This is a genomic window from Bartonella sp. AA86SXKL (assembly GCF_042196885.1).
This window is the reverse complement of record NZ_JBHIRE010000002.1, coordinates 102,317-121,449: the sequence shown is the minus strand read 5'-3', so window position 1 is coordinate 121,449 and position 19,133 is coordinate 102,317. Positions and strand designations below refer to the sequence as shown.

Annotated in this window: 19 protein-coding genes; 14 read left to right on the top strand and 5 right to left on the bottom strand. The window is 38.4% G+C overall.

Going from position 1 to position 19,133, the window contains the following annotated elements; translation table 11 throughout:
- Positions 1-342: 342 nt before the first annotated feature.
- Complete coding sequence (locus ACFIO5_RS01770) at positions 343-2,436, bottom strand: lytic transglycosylase domain-containing protein (protein WP_375636265.1); 2,094 nt, start codon at positions 2,434-2,436, stop codon at positions 343-345.
- Positions 2,437-2,687: 251 nt separating this feature from the next.
- Between ACFIO5_RS01770 and dapA the strand changes: the two genes are divergently transcribed.
- Together dapA and smpB are read left to right on the top strand one after the other, a co-directional pair.
- Positions 2,688-3,572 (top strand): 4-hydroxy-tetrahydrodipicolinate synthase, encoded by an 885-nt coding sequence (dapA, locus tag ACFIO5_RS01765; RefSeq protein ID WP_375612952.1) that lies wholly within the window; start codon positions 2,688-2,690, stop codon positions 3,570-3,572.
- An 18-nt stretch (positions 3,573-3,590) separates the two neighbouring features.
- Positions 3,591-4,067, top strand: coding sequence for an SsrA-binding protein SmpB (gene smpB / locus ACFIO5_RS01760; protein ID WP_012231306.1), 477 nt, complete (start codon positions 3,591-3,593; stop codon positions 4,065-4,067).
- Positions 4,068-4,115: 48 nt separating this feature from the next.
- Here the strand turns inward: smpB and ACFIO5_RS01755 are convergent, their stop codons facing one another.
- Positions 4,116-4,784 carry a uracil-DNA glycosylase gene (locus ACFIO5_RS01755; protein ID WP_375634305.1) on the bottom strand — a complete coding sequence of 223 codons (669 nt, stop codon included), beginning with the start codon at positions 4,782-4,784 and terminating at the stop codon, positions 4,116-4,118.
- 565 nt (positions 4,785-5,349) lie between these two features.
- Between ACFIO5_RS01755 and rpoZ the strand changes: the two genes are divergently transcribed.
- The 11 genes from rpoZ (at position 5,350) to panB (ending at position 14,748) form a co-directional block, all read left to right on the top strand.
- Entirely contained in the window at positions 5,350-5,748 is a 399-nt protein-coding gene (gene rpoZ, locus ACFIO5_RS01750) for a DNA-directed RNA polymerase subunit omega (protein WP_375617635.1), read from the top strand.
- A 128-nt stretch (positions 5,749-5,876) separates the two neighbouring features.
- A complete protein-coding gene (locus ACFIO5_RS01745) occupies positions 5,877-8,102 on the top strand; it encodes a RelA/SpoT family protein (protein WP_375634164.1) in 2,226 nt (741 codons plus the stop codon).
- Between the two features lie 16 nt (positions 8,103-8,118).
- A complete protein-coding gene (gene pyrE, locus ACFIO5_RS01740; protein ID WP_375634303.1) occupies positions 8,119-8,697 on the top strand; it encodes an orotate phosphoribosyltransferase in 579 nt (192 codons plus the stop codon).
- A 93-nt stretch (positions 8,698-8,790) separates the two neighbouring features.
- On the top strand, positions 8,791-9,363 hold the full coding sequence (locus ACFIO5_RS01735; RefSeq protein WP_375617637.1) for a DUF2062 domain-containing protein: 573 nt from the start codon (positions 8,791-8,793) through the stop codon (positions 9,361-9,363).
- 37 nt (positions 9,364-9,400) lie between these two features.
- Positions 9,401-9,802: a holo-ACP synthase gene (acpS, locus tag ACFIO5_RS01730; protein ID WP_375634162.1), complete on the top strand. Its 402-nt coding sequence runs from the start codon at positions 9,401-9,403 to the stop codon at positions 9,800-9,802.
- 79 nt (positions 9,803-9,881) lie between these two features.
- On the top strand, positions 9,882-10,694 hold the full coding sequence (lepB, locus tag ACFIO5_RS01725) for a signal peptidase I (protein ID WP_375611213.1): 813 nt from the start codon (positions 9,882-9,884) through the stop codon (positions 10,692-10,694).
- On the top strand, positions 10,675-11,382 hold the full coding sequence (gene rnc / locus ACFIO5_RS01720; protein ID WP_375634160.1) for a ribonuclease III: 708 nt from the start codon (positions 10,675-10,677) through the stop codon (positions 11,380-11,382). Before lepB ends, rnc begins: the two co-directional genes overlap by 20 nt.
- Positions 11,375-12,280, top strand: coding sequence for a GTPase Era (gene era, locus ACFIO5_RS01715; RefSeq protein ID WP_012754937.1), 906 nt, complete (start codon positions 11,375-11,377; stop codon positions 12,278-12,280). The genes rnc and era overlap by 8 nt, the downstream gene beginning before the upstream one ends.
- A gap of 25 nt (positions 12,281-12,305) precedes the next feature.
- Positions 12,306-13,052, top strand: coding sequence for a DNA repair protein RecO (recO, locus tag ACFIO5_RS01710; protein ID WP_375617640.1), 747 nt, complete (start codon positions 12,306-12,308; stop codon positions 13,050-13,052).
- Positions 13,053-13,075: 23 nt separating this feature from the next.
- Positions 13,076-13,936, top strand: a complete 861-nt coding sequence (gene panC, locus ACFIO5_RS01705) for a pantoate--beta-alanine ligase (RefSeq protein ID WP_375634313.1) — start codon at positions 13,076-13,078, stop codon at positions 13,934-13,936.
- The gene (panB, locus tag ACFIO5_RS01700) at positions 13,933-14,748 is read left to right on the top strand and encodes a 3-methyl-2-oxobutanoate hydroxymethyltransferase (RefSeq protein ID WP_375634156.1); all 816 of its coding nucleotides are present in this window, start codon (positions 13,933-13,935) and stop codon (positions 14,746-14,748) included. The genes panC and panB overlap by 4 nt, the downstream gene beginning before the upstream one ends.
- A gap of 593 nt (positions 14,749-15,341) precedes the next feature.
- Here panB and ACFIO5_RS01695 read toward each other — a convergent pair.
- Both ACFIO5_RS01695 and ygfZ read right to left on the bottom strand, forming a co-directional pair.
- Positions 15,342-15,959 (bottom strand): YfbR-like 5'-deoxynucleotidase, encoded by a 618-nt coding sequence (locus tag ACFIO5_RS01695; RefSeq protein ID WP_375634154.1) that lies wholly within the window; start codon positions 15,957-15,959, stop codon positions 15,342-15,344.
- Positions 15,952-16,824: a CAF17-like 4Fe-4S cluster assembly/insertion protein YgfZ gene (gene ygfZ, locus ACFIO5_RS01690; RefSeq protein WP_375634152.1), complete on the bottom strand. Its 873-nt coding sequence runs from the start codon at positions 16,822-16,824 to the stop codon at positions 15,952-15,954. Before ygfZ ends, ACFIO5_RS01695 begins: the two co-directional genes overlap by 8 nt.
- A gap of 64 nt (positions 16,825-16,888) precedes the next feature.
- On the opposite strand from ygfZ, the gene ACFIO5_RS01685 reads away from it, so the two are divergent.
- Positions 16,889-18,217, top strand: coding sequence for a dihydroorotase (locus ACFIO5_RS01685; protein ID WP_375701133.1), 1,329 nt, complete (start codon positions 16,889-16,891; stop codon positions 18,215-18,217).
- 417 nt (positions 18,218-18,634) lie between these two features.
- On the opposite strand, the gene ACFIO5_RS01680 is transcribed toward ACFIO5_RS01685, so the two are convergent.
- A complete protein-coding gene (locus ACFIO5_RS01680) occupies positions 18,635-19,003 on the bottom strand; it encodes a TIGR02301 family protein (protein WP_375612942.1) in 369 nt (122 codons plus the stop codon).
- Positions 19,004-19,133 lie beyond the last annotated feature (130 nt).

Genomic DNA, 19,133 nt, shown 5'->3' with positions numbered 1-19,133 from the left:
GGGTATAGAAATATTGTAAGCAGAAAAAATAGTCTTAAAATAAGCTGTTTCACAAGATTTGAATATTGACTAATAAGCAACAGTAAAAGGATGAGCTATTTGTTTCACTCTTCTCTTATATTTGTAATCTCTATGATATTGTCATCTATGTTGAGAAGAAATGAATTATTTGTACTACCTGTTGATTTATAATGATAATTCATCATTTCGAATTTATTAATACTGAATCAATTAAAATTACTTTCTTATACGTCCTAAGAAAGTGGGTATGGTACTATTTAAAAAGGAATAAAAACACTTCTTATCAACGCTTTCAAATGCTATTTGGGAAGTTAAGGCATATTATTTCCGTCGACCAGAAAGCAAGTCGGTTTTTATATCTATTTTCCCAGTGAGTCTTGCTTTGTAGACACCATAATTTTCCATGACACGCATCACGTAATTACGTGTTTCTGTATAAGGAATACGTTCAATCCAATCAATGACGTTATCGAGAGATTGACCTCGAGGATCGCCATAACGTTTTATCCATTCATTGACTCGACGGGGACCCGCATTATAGCCAATAAGAGTTAGTATATAGGATCCATTAAAACGTTCCAATTGTTCATTGAGAAAATGGGTGCCTAATGTCACATTATAACGCGCATCACTGCTAAATCTTTTAGGAGACCATGCGATTGAGTATTTTTTTGCTAGTGCTTCTGCAGTTGTAGGAAGCAATTGGAGTATCCCTTGTGCACCTGCTTGTGATATGGCTGTTGGATTAAATTCGCTTTCTTTGTGTGCAATGGCATAGATAAGCGATTTTTCTTCTACAGAAATATGAGCAGAGTCTGGTATAGCTCCCAGAGGATGAGAGAGTGCTCCGACATTTTTTCCTAGGAAAGCAGCCATTTTTCCGATTCTGAGGCTGGTATAATAGTCACCATTTTTTTCTGCCATAACAGCCAGAAGAGCTAATTCACCGGGGCTTTCTATTTTTTTTCCGAGTTCTCTATAAAAAACTTTAGCAAACTCAGCATATCCAGCTTCTTCAAGACGTTGAATTGCTTTGATCGCTTTTCGTGCACTAAAATGTTGTCGCTCAGCGATTGTTGGTTTAGGAAAAGAGATATTAAATTTTTTTTGGTTGAGTCGCGCAGCGGCTAATTGACCATAATACGTTGCGCCAAAATGAGCGGCGCGATGAAAGTATTGCTGGGCATTTTGATGTTCTTTTAGCGCTTCTGCTGTTCGTCCCATCCAGTAATATCCACGTGATGCATAAAAAGGTAAAGAAGAGAGTTGAGGAATACGTGAAAAATGCTGCATTGCCAACTTAGGGTTATGAAGAAACCGTAGTGCATACCATCCTGCGTGAAATTCAGCATCGACGGCTAATGCAGATGTCATACCAGTGTGCCTTGCAACGAGTTGATAAGCTATTTGGGGTTTGTTTAAATCAAGCATTTCACGAGAAAGGGCGCGTTGCTCTTTCCACAATGATTGAGGGTTCATAAGATGGAATGCATCTTGTGATGTTTTCATCATGAGTGTTGCGGCTGCATCATATTGTTCTGTTCGCCGCAGATGGCGCATTCGAGCAAACTGGAAGAGAGGATCTTTTTTCCATGATCTCTCTACAGCTTTTAATTTTTGTGTAGCTCTAGGATCATTTTTTTCAACGGCTACAAAAGCATCAAAAAGAGATTGAGCATGGGCTAATTTTGCAACGCGTGCCGCTGAATCAAAACGATGTGCATACAACATAAACTGCATGCGTTTTAAATGATCAATAGGTTTTAAGGCAGCACTTGCATTTTTAAGAACAAATACTTCTTCTTGTGCATTAAGCCGTGTTTTATGCCACCATGGTGCAATAATGTGTTGAGCACGGGTGATTTGTCCCGTTGCAATGAGTGCTTTAGCAAAGAGAGCCATGCCTTGTGCTGTAAGGGGGGGATGATGAGAAAATTTTTGGATAATGGCGTGTGTGATATTGGTTTCGTTAAGAAAAGCACGTTCAGCATTGCGTTGCATCGTTTCTATACCAGGCCATCCTTTTAGCATGTTAATTGCATTAGATATTTCAGAGCTTGGTATATTATTTTGCTTTGATAGTCCTAGCGCCCATGTCAAAATATAACGATCAAGGCTATGTTTTTCCATTGAATTACGAAGATTTATTGTTTTTGCAATATTGTTGTTTGCTAGTGCATCTAATCCAGCTTTTAGTTGTTTGAGTGTCGCAGTATTGTGCGATGTCGTGTGTCTCTGTTGAAGAGGTTCTTGAGCTTCTTGTTTTATGGCAATGGGGGTAGGACGTGTCGAAGGGATTGGTACTTTCCCATGTAAAAGCGGTGTTTGTGCAAGTGCACTTGAAAATAAAATTCTTATTGCCAGTATAAGTGCAGTAAAGGTTGATACGAAAAGAGAGGTGGAAAATACACGCATAGAGAAAAGACCTTGAGACCTTGCTTTTTGTAAAAACTTAAGGATTTATAGAACACAAGCATGAAAAACGCGTTAATATAGACGGCTTATTTTAAAGAAATGTTTAACATTTAAGGAGGGACATTTTCATCTTATGGGGGCTTTTTTTGAAATTCATCTTGCTTCAATGATAGAGCAAGATTATGCTCTATTTAAAATTTATAAAAGGCGATTATAAAAAAAATAAAAGCAAACATTATAGGGAGTTTATCATGCTCAAGGGAGCTATAACTGCGCTTATCACACCGTTTGATAACAAGGGCGCGATTGATGAGAAGGCGTTTTGTGATTTTGTTGAATGGCAGATCACACAAGGGATTAACGGTGTAAGCCCTGTTGGGACAACAGGTGAATCAGCAACGTTAAGTCATGAAGAACATAAGCGGATTATAGAATTGTGTGTTGAGCAGGTTGCAAAGCGTGTTCCTGTTGTTGCTGGAGCGGGATCAAATAGCACAAGTGAGGCCGTAGAGCTTGCACAATACGCGCAAAAAGCTGGTGCAGATGCAGTTTTGGTTGTCACTCCCTATTATAATAGACCAAATCAATCTGGTTTATACAAGCACTTTTCTTCCATTGCCAAAGCTGTTTCTATTCCAATTATAATTTATAATATTCCTGGTCGTTCTATTATCGATATGGCTGTAGAAACGATGAAAGACCTTTATCAAGATTTTAACAATATCATTGGTGTTAAGGATGCAACGAGCAGAATTGAGCGCGTTAGTGAACAAGGTGAAAAGTGTGGAAAAGATTTTGTGCAGCTTTCCGGTGATGATTGTACGGCGTTAGGTTTTAATGCACATGGAGGTATGGGGTGTATTTCAGTTTCCTCTAATGTTGCTCCAAAGCTTTGTGCAGAGCTTCAAGCCGCTTGTTTTCGTGGTGATTATAAAACAGCACGAGAATTAAATGATCGCTTGATGCCTCTTAATCGTGCTGTATTTATTGAACCTAGTCCAGCAGGTATTAAATATGCTGCTGCAAAATTAGGATTTTGTGGTGATACTGTGCGTTCTCCTATTGTTCCATTAACAGAAAGAACAAAGAAGATTATTGATGCAGCCCTCAGTCATGCTGGTCTTTTAAAAGCATAAAATGATATTGACAAAGCCATGAATAAAAAAAAGAACGCGCCCGTACGGAAAATAATTGCTGACAATCGTAAAGCACGTTTTAATTTTGAAATCCTTAATAATCTCGAGGCTGGTCTTGTCCTTCAGGGAGCGGAAGTGAAGTCCTTACGTTCTAATCATGCCAATATTGCTGAAAGCTATGCGAGTTTTGAGAATGGGGAATTATGGTTAGTAAACAGCTATATTCCTGAATATACGCAGGCTAATCGTTTTAATCATGAACCACGACGTTTGCGCAAATTATTACTTTCAAAACGTGAGATGGCACGTTTTTTTAATGCAACGTCTCGTGAAGGAATGACACTTGTTCCTCTCAAACTTTATTTTAATGAACGAGGGCGCGTTAAGTTGGAGATCGCTCTAGCGCGAGGGAAAAAGCTTCATGATAAGCGCGAAACGGAAAAAAAACGCGATTGGGGACGTGAAAAAGCAAGACTTTTAAAAAGGTATGGCTAATGGATGCGATCTAGATATTCTTTATTCATAGCACTGTTTAAAACAGTTTTAGCATTGATTTAAGTATGTTTTTGCTGCTTGAAAGATTTGATGAAACATGGCGTCTGTCAAACGTCCAGTATTTGTATTATAACGAGAACAGTGATAGCTCGAAAAGATGCGTAATCTGCCGATGTTATTGATTTCGCCGTGTCCAAAAGGGTGAGCTAAAACTTTTGCATTAAGGGCACGTATCGTTGAATGGTGCGCAATGGTGCCTAAGGTAATAACGGCTTTAAGTTTGGGAAGATTTGTTAAAAGAGGTGAGAAGAAATAGCGGCACGTGTTAATTTCTGCACCGGTGGGTTTATTTTCTGGTGGAACACAACGAACAGAGTTAACAATTGCTGCATCAATAAGTTCAAGAGTATCGTCTGCTCTTTCTTCAAAGGTTCCTTGGGCAAAACCAAACTTTTTTAAAGTTGAATAAAGTAAGTGCCCAGCATAATCACCAGTAAATGGACGTCCAGTTCGATTTGCTCCGCGTAATCCAGGAGCAAGCCCAACAATAAGAAGGCGTGTTGTATCTGGCCCTTTATAAGGAAAGAATGGGCGCACCGGTGCGTTATACCAACTTGGTTCTTTTGCACGCCAGCCAGCGATAAATTGATGAAGCCTCGGACATAAATTGCAATTTTTGGGTGGTTCTGGGCACAGTGATGTTAATTGGCTATTCATGGTGTTAGGCATCAATCGTTTTTCTATTTTTTGAGTCTTTATAGCGTATATGACGGGTTATGTTTTGATAAACAATCTATAATGAATATAAATAAACTTTTTTAGAAGAAAGTTTAATATAAACTTATTGCTCATTATTGTGTAAAGAGAGGTCATTTTTCAGTAATTTATTCGATGAATAAGAGTGCGATACACATGACGTTCAAAGAAAAAAGTTCTCTCTTTAGATGAAGATATTATCATAAAAAGTATGTATAAGGCTGCTGTTATTGCAAAGGGTTTAAACAGCAGGTATTCCTTTTAAAAGGATAAGGACTCCAGACAAGTATTTTGTCAAGAAAGACCTCCCTTTGTTTGAAGTCAATCTATTGGAATGCTTTTAAAAGAAATTTTGATAACGAGCATGGATAGGTTATACATTTTTATAAATTTTCCAAGAATTTTTTTAAATAAGTTCTTTAATCAAAAAATATAAAAGTTTGTGTTGTTTTTCTTGTGTTTTATTTTGATTATTGTATATACTCCTTTATCCGCTATTATTTTTTTATTTGAGAAAGAGGCATAAATGGCCCGCGTAACGGTAGAAGATTGTATTGATAAAGTTGACAACCGCTTTGAATTGGTACTTTTAGCAGGTCATCGGGCGCGTCAGATTTCACAAGGAGCGCAGATTACGGTTGATCGTGATAATGATAAAAATCCAGTTGTTGCTTTGCGTGAAATAGCAGAAGAAACATTGTCGCCTGCTGATTTAAAGGAAGACCTTATTCATTCGCTGCAAAAGCATGTGGAAGTAGATGAGCCAGAAATGGCAAGTGGATTTATTACCCATTCAGGTGAAGCTGAAAGTGTTTTTAATACGTCGTCGCAAGAAGAAGGTACTTCATTTGATCATATGTCAGAAGAAGAGCTTTTAGCGGGTATTGAAGGTTTGGTTGTTCCAGAAAAAAGTGACGATTATTAATTGCAGCAATTTATGTTAAAGGGGTAAAGATACTTTGTCATGTGAGGAGCAATTATTTTTCGTGTCTTTTATTAATAGGACGTGTTCAATAAAGATTAGGGGTGTGAAAAGATAAAGGATATGCTCGTATGATGCGTCAGTGTGAGCTTGTTGGACGTGTTCAACGTTACAAGTCTGACGTAGATGAGGCTCTTTTAAACAGGGCCTATGATTATGCAATGAAAAAGCATGCACATCAAAAGCGTGCGTCAGGTGATCTTTATTTTTCTCATCCTTTAGAAGTTGCTGCTATTTTGACAGATATGCGGTTGGACGAGGCAACGATTGCTGTTGCTCTTTTGCATGATACAATTGAAGATACAAGCGCTACACGAGCAGAAATTGATCAGCTTTTTGGTTCTGAAATTGGAAAGTTGGTTGAAGGGCTTACAAAGCTTAATAAGCTTGATCTTGTATCAAAGAAAGCCGTACAAGCAGAAAATCTTCGTAAACTTCTTATAGCTATTTCTGATGATGTTCGTGTTCTTTTAGTCAAACTTGCTGATCGTCTTCATAATATGCGTACCCTTGGTGTTATGCGTGATGATAAACGTCGGCGAATTGCTGAGGAGACGATGGATATCTATGCGCCACTTGCAGGTCGTATGGGTATGCAGGATATGCGTGAGGAATTAGAGGATCTCTCTTTCTTTTATTTAAATCCAGAAGGTTATCGTACGATTACCAATCGACTTTCTGAATTATTGAAACACAACCGTGATTTGCTTTCCACAATTGAAAATGAATTGACAAAACTTTTTTTCGAGCATGGCATTAAAGCAGATGTTAAAAGCCGTCAGAAAAAATCTTATTCAGTCTTTCGCAAAATGGAAAGTAAAGCATTATCTTTTGAACAATTATCGGATATTTTTGGATTTCGTGTGATTGTTGAGTCCGTGAATGATTGTTATCGTGCTCTTGGTGTCATTCATACGACATGGCCAATGGTTCCTGGTCGTTTTAAAGATTATATCTCTATACCAAAGCAAAATGATTATCGTTCTATTCATACAACAATTGTTGGTCCTTCAAGACAACGTGTTGAGTTGCAAATTAGAACGGCTGCTATGGATGAAGTTGCTGAATATGGGGTTGCTGCTCATTCCATATATAAAGAGCACGGCTCCAATTATTCGACTGTGAAGTTATCAAGTGAAACGAATGCCTATGCATGGTTGCGTCAAACGATACAATCTTTGTCTGATGGAGATAATCCAGAAGAGTTTTTAGAACATACAAAACTTGAGCTTTTTCAAGACCAAGTTTTTTGTTTTACGCCGAAAGGTCGATTAATTGCTTTTCCTAAAGGAGCTACGCCTATTGATTTTGCTTATGCCGTCCATACAGATATCGGTGATTCTTGTGTTGGTGTAAAAATCAATGGTCGTATTATGCCTTTAATGACCAAATTAAAAAATGGTGATGAGGTTGATATTATTCGCTCACACGCTCAAATTCCGCCAGCAGCATGGGAATTTCTTGTTGTCACGGGTAAAGCACGTTCAGCTATTCGACGAGCAAGTCGTGCAGCGGTACGTAAACAATATTCGGGTTTAGGATATCGTATTCTAGAGCGTTCATTTGAATATATGGGAAAGCAATTTTCAAAAGACCTTTTGAAGAAAGTTTTGCCACGTTTAGCACGTAAAGATGTAGAGGATGTATTGGCTGCTGTTGGGCGTGGAGAGCTGTTTTCCGCTGATGTGATTAAAGCGGTTTATCCTGATTATCAAGATCACCGTGTGGTACAAAAGTCATCTTTTAAGCCTGGGGAAGAAGGTTGGTTTAATATTGAAAATGCTCAAGGTATGATTTTTAAAGTTCCAGAAAATGAAAAGAATGGAATGGTCGAGAATCATCAATCTAAAGCCTTGCCTATTAGAGGAACCCGTGGAGATATACCCGTACGTTTTTCACCGGAAGGAGCAGTACCTGGAGATCGGATTGTTGGTATTATGCAGCCAGGAGCTGGGATCGTTATTTATCCAATCCAGTCTTCAGCTTTGATGGCGTATGATGATCAACCAGAACGATGGATTGATGTCCGCTGGGATATTGATGCCCAAATGAATGAACGTTTTCCTGCACGGATGAATATTTTAGTTGTAAATAGTCCTGGTTCTTTGGCTGAAATTACACAAATAATTTCTGCTAACGATGCCAATATCCAAAATTTATCTTTTATCCGTACAGCACCAGATTTTACAGAAATTATGATTGATTTGGAAGTGTGGGATTTAAAACATTTGAATCGTATTTTTTCTCAGTTAAAAAAGGCAGGTTCAGTAAGTACAGTACGGCGGGTTCATGGATAAAAAGAAAGATTTTGCAATGAATACACAAGATGTCATTGATATTTTTAAACAAGCAGATGCTATTCTAGAAGGGCATTTTATTTTAACATCGGGGCGCCATAGTGCGACTTATATGCAAAAAGCGAAAGTATTCATGCATGCTGACTTGACGGAAAAGTTATGTCGTGGATTGGCTGAAAAAATCAAAAAATCTATTGAGGGAAAAATTGACTATGTTGTTGGTCCCGCAATTGGCGGTCTTATTCCTTCCTATGAAACTTCACGTCACCTTGGTGTTCCTTCTCTTTGGGTAGAGCGTGTAAATGGCATCTTTGAATTGCGTCGTTTTGAAATCAAGAAGGGTGCACGGGTTGTTATTGTTGAAGATATTGTAACAACGGGTCTTTCCATTCGTGAGACTGTTGAAGCGCTTGTTGCAGCAGGAGCAGAGGTATTGGCCAGTGCATGTATCCTTGATCGTTCTGGTGGTAAGGTCAATGTTGGAGTTCCATTGATTGCGCTTGCTGAATACGAGATAACCTCTTATGCTAGTGATGCACTTCCTGCAGAGCTTTCTGTTCTTCCCGCGATTAAACCAGGCAGTCGAAATATTTAATTGTCGTTCTATTTTTTTTGTGCAAAAGCTTAAAAAGATTAATTTGGATGATATAGATTATTTCATCATCAAAAGATGTATATTGAGAGTCATATGCTTTTTCGTCGTCGAAAACCAATAGATTTTGTAACGCGTATTCGACTTTGGTTATGGCCACGTCGTTCATTTTCTCGCTCATTTTGCTACATACATAAACGTATTTTGCGTATATCAGCAACACCGCATGAAGTAGCATTAGGGGTTGCTGTTGGCGTTTTTTTAGCTTGTTCACCTTTCTTTGGGCTGCATATTATTTTGGCAATATTTTTTTCTTGGCTTTTGCGTGCAAACTTTGCTGCCGCAATCATTGGGACAATTTTTTCTAATCCACTCACATTTTTATTGATTGTCATGGCTGATTATAAAGTAGGGTATTTTTGTTTATCACTTTTTAGCGATGTCAAAGAGATTTCTCTTTCGCAAATTCGTGCTCTATTTAATGGTTTGACATTGTCAAATCTCTCTCTCCTCTTTAAAGGCGCATGGGACACAATTATGAGTCCTATGATTTTAGGGGGAACTCTTTTAGGTATTGTTTTTGGTGGTTTATCTTATATAGGTGTTTACAGAGCAACGGTTCGTTTTAAACAAAAGCGATATCAAAAGATTATAAAAAAAGGCGTTTAAAGAAGCGCTCATCGTAAGAAAGATCGGGTAATATCTTATGATTATTGGTCTTGGAAATGATCTGGTTGATATACGACGTATTGAGAAAATGTTGGTTCGTTATGGTGAGCGTTTTATCCAACGTATTTTTACGGATATTGAAAGAAATAGATCTGAAAATCTCAAAAAAAGCTCCTCTTCCTATGCAAAAAGATTTGCTGCTAAAGAAGCATGTGCTAAAGCCTTAGGAACGGGAATCGCTTGTGGTATCAATTGGAAAGACATGGGGGTAGTCAATTTGCCATCTGGTAAACCAATAATGCAATTAACAAATCGTGCGCAAATACAACTTCAAAAGTTATTACCTCCTCATCATGATGCAGTTATTCATCTTAGTATAACAGATGATTTTCCTTGGGCACAGGCATTTATTATTATCGAAGCACTTCCACGTGGATAGATGGCGTGAGAGATTGTGCTTTTGTTATTTGAATATTATGATGAAAAAAATTATATCTGTGATGAGAAGGCAGTTGGTGATGATCCAAAAAGATAAAGTGCATAAAAAAGAAAAAAAAGGTGGGCTTCGTGAATTTATTTCTGTTTTAATACAGGCTCTACTTTTAGCAGCGTTTATTCGGACACTTTTTTTCCAGCCGTTTAGTATTCCTTCCGGTTCAATGCGTCCTACTTTGTTGGTGGGAGATTATCTGTTTGTTTCTAAGTATGCATATGGGTATTCTCGTTTTTCCATCCCCTTTTCTCCTCCTCTTTTTTCTGGACGGATTTGGGCATCTCAACCTCAACGTGGAGATGTGGTCGTTTTTCGCTTACCAAGTAATCCGAAGATTGATTATATAAAACGCGTCGTTGGGCTACCAGGTGATCGTATACAAGTCCGTCAAAGTGTCCTTTATATTAATGATGAGGCTGTTTCACGTCACTTTATGGGGGAGATTGATAATTCTGATATAACGGAAGTGAACTATCCTGTTGAGGTTTATCGCGAGACAATGCCTAACGGTGTCAGTTATGATACACTTGATTTAGCTTTCATCCCGAAAGTTGATGATACAGAAGTCTTTGAAGTTCCTCAGGGACATTACTTTATGATGGGGGATAACCGCGACAATTCAGATGATAGTCGTTTAGATGTAGGCTATGTTCCAGAAGAAAATCTTATTGGTCGCGCGAGCGTGATTTTCTTTTCTATCAGTAATGGTTCAAGTGCTTGGCAGATTTGGCGTTGGCCATTTGATGTGCGTTGGAAACGTTTGTTTTCTTTCATAAATACGGTTCATGATTTGCCGCTTATCAAGCAAGGAAACAACGATGAAACGTCTCATGATTGATCAGCTTTTCAAGCTGACGGGGCATCGTTTTAAAGATGAAGAGAGGTTAAAGAAGGCATTAACACACTCGAGTGTACAAGATTCGGAACAGGGGAATTATGAACGACTAGAGTTTCTAGGGGATCGGGTTTTAGGGCTTTTGATTGCAGAGATGCTGTATCAACTTTTTCCTCAGGCAAGTGAAGGTGAATTATCAGTCCGTTTAAATCATCTGGTCAATGCACAGACATGTGCTGATATTGCGCGTGAAATGAGACTTCCTGATATGATCCGTGTTGGTTTTGAGATGAAAAATTTTGAGGGGCGTCGACTTATCAATATGCATGCAGATGTCGTGGAAGCTTTGATTGCCGTAATATATCTCGATGGAGGATTGGAAAGTGTTCGCCCTTTTATTCAAAAATATTGGCAAAGTAGGGCAAAGAAAATGGATGCTGGTCGACGTGATGCCAAGACAGAATTACAGGAATGGGCGCATATCCAAGGCAATGCACAACCACATTATCAGGTTATAAAACGTTCAGGTCCAGATCACGATCCTGTTTTTATGGTAGAGGTCAGTATTTCTGGGTTTGCTTCAGAGATTGGGCAGGGAAGCTCCAAAAGATATGCTGAAAGAATGGCAGCTGAAAAAATTTTGCGACGAGAGGGTGTATGGAAAACAGTGGGAAAAAATAATCATGAGTGACGTTATGAAAACGCGTTCTGGGTTTGTTGTGCTTATTGGGATGCCTAATGCCGGTAAATCGACATTGGTTAATCAATTGGTTGGAACAAAGGTTTCAATTGTAACACATAAGGTACAAACAACACGAACTTTAATCCGCGGTATTGTCATTCATGATGATGTGCAAATTGTGTTGGTCGATACACCGGGTGTTTTTCGTCCCCATAAGCGCTTAGAACGAGCCATGGTCTCTGCTGCTTGGGGAGGGGCTAAGAGCGCTGATGTTCTGCTTGTTTTAATTGACGCTCAAAGTGGTCTTTCGGATGAAGTTGATATGATGTTAGATATTGTAAACAATATGAAACAAGAAAAAGTTCTTGTTCTTAATAAGGTTGATACAGTTGTTAAATCATCTCTTCTAGCGTTAACCACTAAAATAAATGAACGTGTAAAGTTTGCGCAAACATTTATGATTTCTGCTCTAAACGGTTCTGGTTGCAAGGATTTACTTCATGCGTTGAGTAACATGATGCAGGAAGGACCATGGTATTATCCGGAAGATCAAATTTCTGATATGCCTATGCGTCATCTTGCTGCTGAAATTACGCGTGAAAAACTTTTTCTTCGTCTTCATGATGAACTTCCTTATTCCTCAACGGTTGAAACAGAAAACTGGGAAGAGCGTTCAGATGGTTCCGTTAAAATTAATCAAGTTATTTATGTCGAGCGTGAGAGTCAGAAAAAAATTGTCTTAGGAGCAAAAGGCGATACAATTAAAGCGATTGGTCAAGCAGCACGTAAAGAACTCATGGAAATTATGGATCAAAAGGTTCATCTTTTTCTCTTTGTGAAAGTGCGCGATAATTGGGATACCGATCCAGAACGTTATCGTGAAATGGGATTGGATTTTTTAAAATAAGATTTTTAAAAATAATTAAAGTAAAATGAAGTGGAAAGAACAAGCCGTTATACTTGGTACGCGCCAATATGGTGAAACAAGTGTTATTCTTGAGATTATGACACGTGAACATGGTCGTTATATGGGAGTGGTAAAAGGGGGGCGCTCGCGTCGCATGGCAGCTCTTCTTCAACCTGGAAATTTTGTGGAGGCTGAATGGTGGGCTCGTTTAGACGAACATTTGGGACTTTTTCGGCTTGAAGCTCTTGATTTACATGCGGCACGATTAATCTGTCTACCAGAAGCACTTTATGCTTTGCAATTGATAGCTTTTCATTTGCGGCTTCTTCCCGAACGTGATCCGCACCCCATTTTATATGATATTTTACACCTTTTTATGCAGAATTTTGATGAACCATTTGTAAATGCAGAATTGCTTGTACGTTTTGAAATGCGGCTTCTTGAAGAACTTGGTTTTGGTCTTGATTTATCTTGTTGTGCTGCAACAGGTCGTCAGGAAAGGCTTCATTACGTATCACCAAAATCTGGTCGGGCTGTCTGTGAAGAAGCAGGAGAACCTTGGAAAAAAAAACTTCTTATTCTACCACAGTTTCTTGTACAAAGAATGACTCGTCCTGCTGATTTTAGTGATATAATAAATGGTTTTATACTGACGGGTTTTTTTCTTATGCGTCATGTCTGGGAGCCACGAGATATAAAGCAGCCGTCAGTGCGCATGAATTTGATACAATTGTTTGAGCGCCAATTTGGTGTACAGGCATTAATTTGTTGATCTGATGATAATTGAATGGGAAAATGAGAATTTTAAAGACAATTGCTGAAGTTCGCCAATATACTTCAGAGGAACGACGTTTAGGTTTTTCGATTGGTTTTGTTCCAACAATGGGGGCATTGCATGATGGTCATCTTGCATTAGTACAGTATGCAAGAGCAATGTGTGATCGCGTAGTAGTTTCTATTTTTGTCAATCCAAAGCAATTTGGACCTCATGAAGATTTTTCTCAATATCCAAGAGATTTGAAGGGCGATTGTGCTTTGTTAAAAGAAGCAGGTGTTGAATGTGTTTTTGCTCCTTCTGTAGATGAAATGTGGCCACCAGGAAATGACACAATTGTACAAGTGAAAAAATTATCACGTATTTTGATGGGAAAATTACGTCCAGGGCACTTTTGTGGTGTAACAAGCGTTGTTGCTAAACTTTTTAACATTGTCCAACCAGATAAGGCTTTTTTTGGGGAAAAAGATTTTCAACAAATTTTAATTATTCGGCGTATGGTTGAAGATTTGGCTTTTCCTATTGAAATCGTTGGAGTTCCTATTCTACGGGAGTCAGATGGTGTAGCTTGTTCTTCACGCAATCAGCTTTTAACATTAGAAGATCGTAAAGCTGCCAAAATTCTTCCTGAAAGTGGAAAAGCTGCTGAAAAGCTTTACCATGAAGGTGAACGGTCGGTTGATAAATTATGCAAAACTGTTCATGATATTTTACAACAAGAAACGCGTGCAATCATTGAAGCGATAGATTTACGGGATATGGAAAATTTATGCGTGATTAGAGGAACATTGAATAAACCAGCAGTTTTACTTCTTACTGTCCGCTTTGGTGAGGTAAGGCTGATTGATCAATATATATTGCAAGAGAAGGGTGGAAAATGAGTGTACATAAAACCGTAAAGCGTATAACATCTTCCGAAATACGTGCAAGAAAGGGACAACAGCCAATTGTTTCTTTAACAGCTTATCAAGCTTATACTGCGCGGATTGCTGATCCATATTGCGATATCCTTTTGGTTGGTGATAGCGTTGGGATGGTTGTGTATGGGTTTGAGACAACGCTTCCTGTTAATTTAGATATGATGATTTTACACGGGAAAGCCGTGGTGCGTGGATCTCAAAAAGCTCTTGTGGTTATTGATATGCCTTTTGGTTCTTATGAAGAAAGTCCAGAACAAGCTTTTTTTAATGCATCGCGTATTCTTGCTCAAACGGGGTGTGGTGCAGTTAAGCTTGAAGGGGGTGTTTATATAGCAGAAACAATAGATTTTTTGTGTAAACGTGGCATTCCAGTGATGGGGCACATTGGTCTTACACCCCAGGCGGTGAATCGTTTTGGTGGCTTCAAAACACAAGGACGCAAGGAGAATGATTGGCAAAGAATTGAAGCAGATGGAGCAGCGATTGAAGAGGCAGGTGCTTTTGCTGTTGTTTTAGAAGGGATTGTCGAACCTTTAGCGGTGAAACTGACAAATAAGCTTTCTATCCCTACGATCGGTATAGGGGCGTCTAATCAATGTGATGGACAAGTATTGGTTATGGAAGATATGTTGGGCTATGGTTCTCATGTGCCAAAATTTGTACGCCGTTATGGAGACCTTGAACAAGCCATGGAAACTGCAATAAAGAATTATGCAGAGGATGTCACATCTCGTGCTTTCCCAGCGGATAATGAAGTTTATAAACTAAAATAAACTTCAGTTTAAGATGAAAGGTTTGACAAGAGAACATTTGTTGTTTTGATAATAAATGTGCATTATTTAATATATTTTGTATACAATTTGAGCTGTGATTTTTTCCATTTCTTGAATGGAGTCACGCCTCTCATGCAAAACAGAACGCCATTGGGTCGCTAATTCACGTGCTTTTTTAAAGAGAGCTTTCTTAAGGCACCCAATCCTATTTCGCTACGGCGTTCGTGAATAATATAGTGGTAAGTCCCTTATGAAGTGTATAAAATTTATAGAGCACTCCCGTCTTTACGCTTCATAAGAAAGCAAGCCGGCATCATCACACACTTTGCCAATTTTCAATGCTGCGACAGCGCTTAGCACTTGAGATGGTTCATAAGAAGCATTTTAACTCTTTCTTTAAAAAATTTTACCCACACGCCAGCCCCGCTTGTGGTGTGCAAGAGAATGATTTTGATTGATTCAATATAAACAGATTTGAAATGAGTGAAGCTTACGATATTAGGAGCTCTCATTCAAAATGAAAAAACAATGAATTATTATTATAAGTCAGTGTGATGAGTCTGTAATGACAAGGAATCAACAATGCGAAGAGTCTATAATCTTTGGGCATCTAAGTCATTAAAGCGCGTTAAAAATGCGTTTTCAATGTGTTGTGTAGAATAAGGGGATAAATTAAGATCATCGGGTAGAATATTATTGGGAGAGCCAAAATAGTGAAGGGCTTCTTCTGTATTAAATCCAGCAAGCGTAATCGCTTCATAATAGGCAGCAATACGGTCGGCTTGTTTAATTTTTTTTAAAAGTTTTTGAGAAAGATCAACGGGAAGAGAAAAGCGCATGTGGATAGCATCTTGGATGCGCTTTTCAACGCGTTCATATTGTTTTCCTATGACAGCTTTAAAAGGGGAAATCATATCGCCGATGACATATTCTGGAGCATCATGAAGAAGGGTATAAAGACATTCATTGCTTCCCGATTGTGGAAAAAGTTTTTGAAATATTTGTTCAACCAAAAGTGAATGTTGTGCAACAGAATAGGCATGCTCTCCTCGTGTTTGACCGTTCCAACGTGCTACGCGAGCAAGTCCATGGGCAATATCTTCAATTTCAACATCAAAAGGAGAAGGGTTGAGAAGATCAAGTCGCCTTCCAGAGAGCATTCTTTGCCAAGCGCGGGCTTCTCCATTTTTTAATAATTCAGCTTTAGCCATGAGTGTTTTCTATAGTATTTTCAGGAAAGGTAAAATTCATATTTTCAGCAATGCTTATAGTGACAGGAATGTTTTTTACAGTAAAGGGGATGTTATGATCCATAGCATCTTTGACGTGGTCAATACGCATTAAAGCAAGAGCCTCATTTTCTACACATGTTCCCAAGTAGCCAAGCACTTTTGTTCCTGCTTCAATGCTAGATTGAGGGGTTAATTTACACTGGCCTTTTACAATAAAAATACGGCGACGTGCTGCACGGCGGTGGTGCATTCGTGAAACAATTTCTTGTCCAATATAACATCCTTTATTGAATGCAAGTCCATTGATTTGATCGTAATTAATATCATGAGGAAAGACTTTGCCAATTTCATAGTCTTGATCACTTTCCGCAATTGCATAACGGATACGCAATTGATTCCATGTGTCATGATATTCTGAAGTCAAAAAAGGTTTTTTGCCATAGATTCGTATTATTTTTTCTTGTTGTGGGAAGCGTTTATCAACAAAACTTGAATCAAAATTTAAAGCATCTGATTCATTATTCAAAGAAACTGTAACAAGCTCTTGGAATGGTTGTGTAATTTCTACTTTTTTGCGCAGCTTATAGAGCAACAGACGCTTATGGAGCGTATCAGCTAAAGGCATTCTGATATCAATCAAGTAACCATCTTCTTTTTTTCCGATAAGAAAATCAGCAAGAACCTTTCCTTGTGGGGATAAAAGGGCTCCAGGGAAAAGTTCCTGTGGACTGATTTTTTTTACATCTGTCGTGATCAGGGATTGTAGAAAATCTGTTGCTTCTTCACCTGTAATTTGAATAAGCCCGCGGTTTTTTAAGCAAATGGCATTTTGTTTTTCAATCATGGTTCTTGCCTTTCTGCTCAAAGTTACATAATCGATAAGTGAGCAATATGTAAGGAGCGTGGTTATGTTTAAAACATTTGATACAATTTTTAAAGGTGCAACACTTGTGAATCATGATGGAAGAAGCAAGCGTGATATTGGTATTACAAATGGTCGTATTGCTGAAATAGGCGACCTTACATGTGCATCGGCTAGTGAGGTCATTGATTGTACGGGGCTTCATATTTTACCAGGAGTTATTGATAGCCAAGTGCATTTTCGTGAGCCAGGAAATGAATATAAGGAGGATTTGGAAAGTGGCTCGTATTCTGCTGTGTTAGGGGGTGTTACGGCAGTTTTTGAAATGCCTAATACCAATCCATTGACAACATCAGAAGAAACATTAAGCGATAAGGTTCAACGCGCATTTCATCGAATGCATTGTGATTTTGCATTTTGGGTTGGAGGAACGCGTGAAAATGCTCATGAACTATCTGAATTAGAAAGACTTCCTGGTGCGGCTGGAATTAAAGTTTTTATGGGGTCCTCTACCGGTGATCTTTTGGTTGATGATGATGAAAGTGTACGCCTTATTTTGAAGAATACACGCCGTCGTGCGGCTTTTCATTCTGAAGATGAGGCGAGGCTCAAAGAGCGTAAAATATTGCGTATTGAAGGGGATGCATCGTCACATCCGATTTGGCGTGATGAAGTTGCGGCATTAAAATGTACGCAGCGTTTGGTAAAAATTGCTCATGAGACGAAGGCTCGGATTCATGTGTTACATCTTTCGACAGAAGAAGAAATTGATTTTCTAAAAAAACATAAGGATGTTGCAACAATTGAAGTGACACAACATCATTTGACGCTCACGGCTGATGATTATAAGAAGTTTGGTACATTAATTCAGATGAATCCGCCTATTCGTGAGCCGCGCCACCGTGACGCTCTTTGGTACGGTGTTCAACAAGGAATTATTGATGTCTTAGGTTCAGATCATGCGCCTCATACTCTTGAAGAAAAACTTCAACCTTATCCCTCTTCACCTTCAGGTATGACAGGCGTGCAAACAACAGCAGCAATTATGTTGACACATGTGAATGCAGGAAAAATATCTCTTGAACGTTTTGTTGATCTCACTTCACATGGCCCTAGTCGTATTTTTGGTATAAGTTGTAAAGGGCGCATTGCTGTTGGGTTTGATGCTGATTTAACCATTGTTGATCTTAAGCGAGAGGAAATTATTACGAATAGCTTAATTGGTTCTCGCGCCGGTTGGACACCTTATGATGGTCAAAAAGTTAAAGGTTGGCCTGTTGGGACTATTATCCGTGGTATGCGCGTTATGTGGGAAGGTGAAATTGTCACACCTTCACAAGGAGAGCCTGTTAAATTTATGGAAACTTTGGTGTAAACAGATTAAAATTATAAGTATGCCGTAAAATACCATCCTTTAGAGTGGTGATATAGGGTATGTCAGCCTCTTTGGTACATAAGTGTTTTTTTAATGAGTGGTGAATATTTTTAGGCTTGTTTTTAGAAACTATGAAGCAAATTACATGAGTGGGAAGCCAAGAGGAAACTTATTCAACAAGAACCTAGATTATTTACAGAGCAAATTTAGTTAAAAATCTTTGTCCGTTAAAGTGTGGGGAGGAAGCCAAAGAACAGTTTTGTATGGGGAAAAAGGCGCATATGAATAAAAGCGTATCAAGACATTATTCTTTAAACGTCTCTCTATTTTCAGAGCTGGTTTATTGCTCCCCGCATTTGTGAAAGGAGTATCATTGATATCGCTAAGATTGAGAGAGCTACTTTTTGTATAGATTAATTATTTATAATGCATGAGGAGGTTTTCAGATAAAATTCTTCCTTCCTCAATGTATCTTTGGTTGGCTTCAATGGCTGCTTGTGTACAATGATGATAATTTTCTGAGAAAGCACGATACGCTTCATTAAACGCTTCATAAAAATAAGCACGTCTTTGTGGAATGGGGCGTTCTGCTTCAATCAGTGCATTCATATAGTCATACCATTGGTTTGTTGGAGGCTCGCAAAGATTTTGGAGAGAATGCAATGATCCCAAAATTTCTGCTAGTCGGAGTAATTTTTTTTCATAAGGTGGAGATTGTTGTGCAAAGGTTGGCATTGAAATGACAAGAAATATTAAAATAATGATGTTCATCAATCTATACCGCATTATTTTTATTGCTTTCTTTGAATAAAACTCTGTAAAGATAAAATAATTTTGTCATGAGAACGGTGTAAAAATAAAGTTAATTGCTACATTATTCTCAATTATTGATTATAAAATATAGGGCGTAAGAGGC

What these genes read in the sequence shown, in the direction of transcription:
- ACFIO5_RS01770 (WP_375636265.1), bottom strand. Translation starts at nt 2,436, where the DNA reads ATGCGTGTATTTTCCACCTCTCTTTTCGTATCAACCTTTACTGCACTT.
- dapA (WP_375612952.1), top strand. Translation starts at nt 2,688, where the DNA reads ATGCTCAAGGGAGCTATAACTGCGCTTATCACACCGTTTGATAACAAG.
- smpB (WP_012231306.1), top strand. Translation starts at nt 3,591, where the DNA reads ATGAATAAAAAAAAGAACGCGCCCGTACGGAAAATAATTGCTGACAAT.
- ACFIO5_RS01755 (WP_375634305.1), bottom strand. Translation starts at nt 4,784, where the DNA reads ATGAATAGCCAATTAACATCACTGTGCCCAGAACCACCCAAAAATTGC.
- rpoZ (WP_375617635.1), top strand. Translation starts at nt 5,350, where the DNA reads ATGGCCCGCGTAACGGTAGAAGATTGTATTGATAAAGTTGACAACCGC.
- ACFIO5_RS01745 (WP_375634164.1), top strand. Translation starts at nt 5,877, where the DNA reads ATGATGCGTCAGTGTGAGCTTGTTGGACGTGTTCAACGTTACAAGTCT.
- pyrE (WP_375634303.1), top strand. Translation starts at nt 8,119, where the DNA reads ATGAATACACAAGATGTCATTGATATTTTTAAACAAGCAGATGCTATT.
- ACFIO5_RS01735 (WP_375617637.1), top strand. Translation starts at nt 8,791, where the DNA reads ATGCTTTTTCGTCGTCGAAAACCAATAGATTTTGTAACGCGTATTCGA.
- acpS (WP_375634162.1), top strand. Translation starts at nt 9,401, where the DNA reads ATGATTATTGGTCTTGGAAATGATCTGGTTGATATACGACGTATTGAG.
- lepB (WP_375611213.1), top strand. Translation starts at nt 9,882, where the DNA reads ATGATCCAAAAAGATAAAGTGCATAAAAAAGAAAAAAAAGGTGGGCTT.
- rnc (WP_375634160.1), top strand. Translation starts at nt 10,675, where the DNA reads ATGAAACGTCTCATGATTGATCAGCTTTTCAAGCTGACGGGGCATCGT.
- era (WP_012754937.1), top strand. Translation starts at nt 11,375, where the DNA reads ATGAGTGACGTTATGAAAACGCGTTCTGGGTTTGTTGTGCTTATTGGG.
- recO (WP_375617640.1), top strand. Translation starts at nt 12,306, where the DNA reads ATGAAGTGGAAAGAACAAGCCGTTATACTTGGTACGCGCCAATATGGT.
- panC (WP_375634313.1), top strand. Translation starts at nt 13,076, where the DNA reads ATGAGAATTTTAAAGACAATTGCTGAAGTTCGCCAATATACTTCAGAG.
- panB (WP_375634156.1), top strand. Translation starts at nt 13,933, where the DNA reads ATGAGTGTACATAAAACCGTAAAGCGTATAACATCTTCCGAAATACGT.
- ACFIO5_RS01695 (WP_375634154.1), bottom strand. Translation starts at nt 15,959, where the DNA reads ATGGCTAAAGCTGAATTATTAAAAAATGGAGAAGCCCGCGCTTGGCAA.
- ygfZ (WP_375634152.1), bottom strand. Translation starts at nt 16,824, where the DNA reads ATGATTGAAAAACAAAATGCCATTTGCTTAAAAAACCGCGGGCTTATT.
- ACFIO5_RS01685 (WP_375701133.1), top strand. Translation starts at nt 16,889, where the DNA reads ATGTTTAAAACATTTGATACAATTTTTAAAGGTGCAACACTTGTGAAT.
- ACFIO5_RS01680 (WP_375612942.1), bottom strand. Translation starts at nt 19,003, where the DNA reads ATGCGGTATAGATTGATGAACATCATTATTTTAATATTTCTTGTCATT.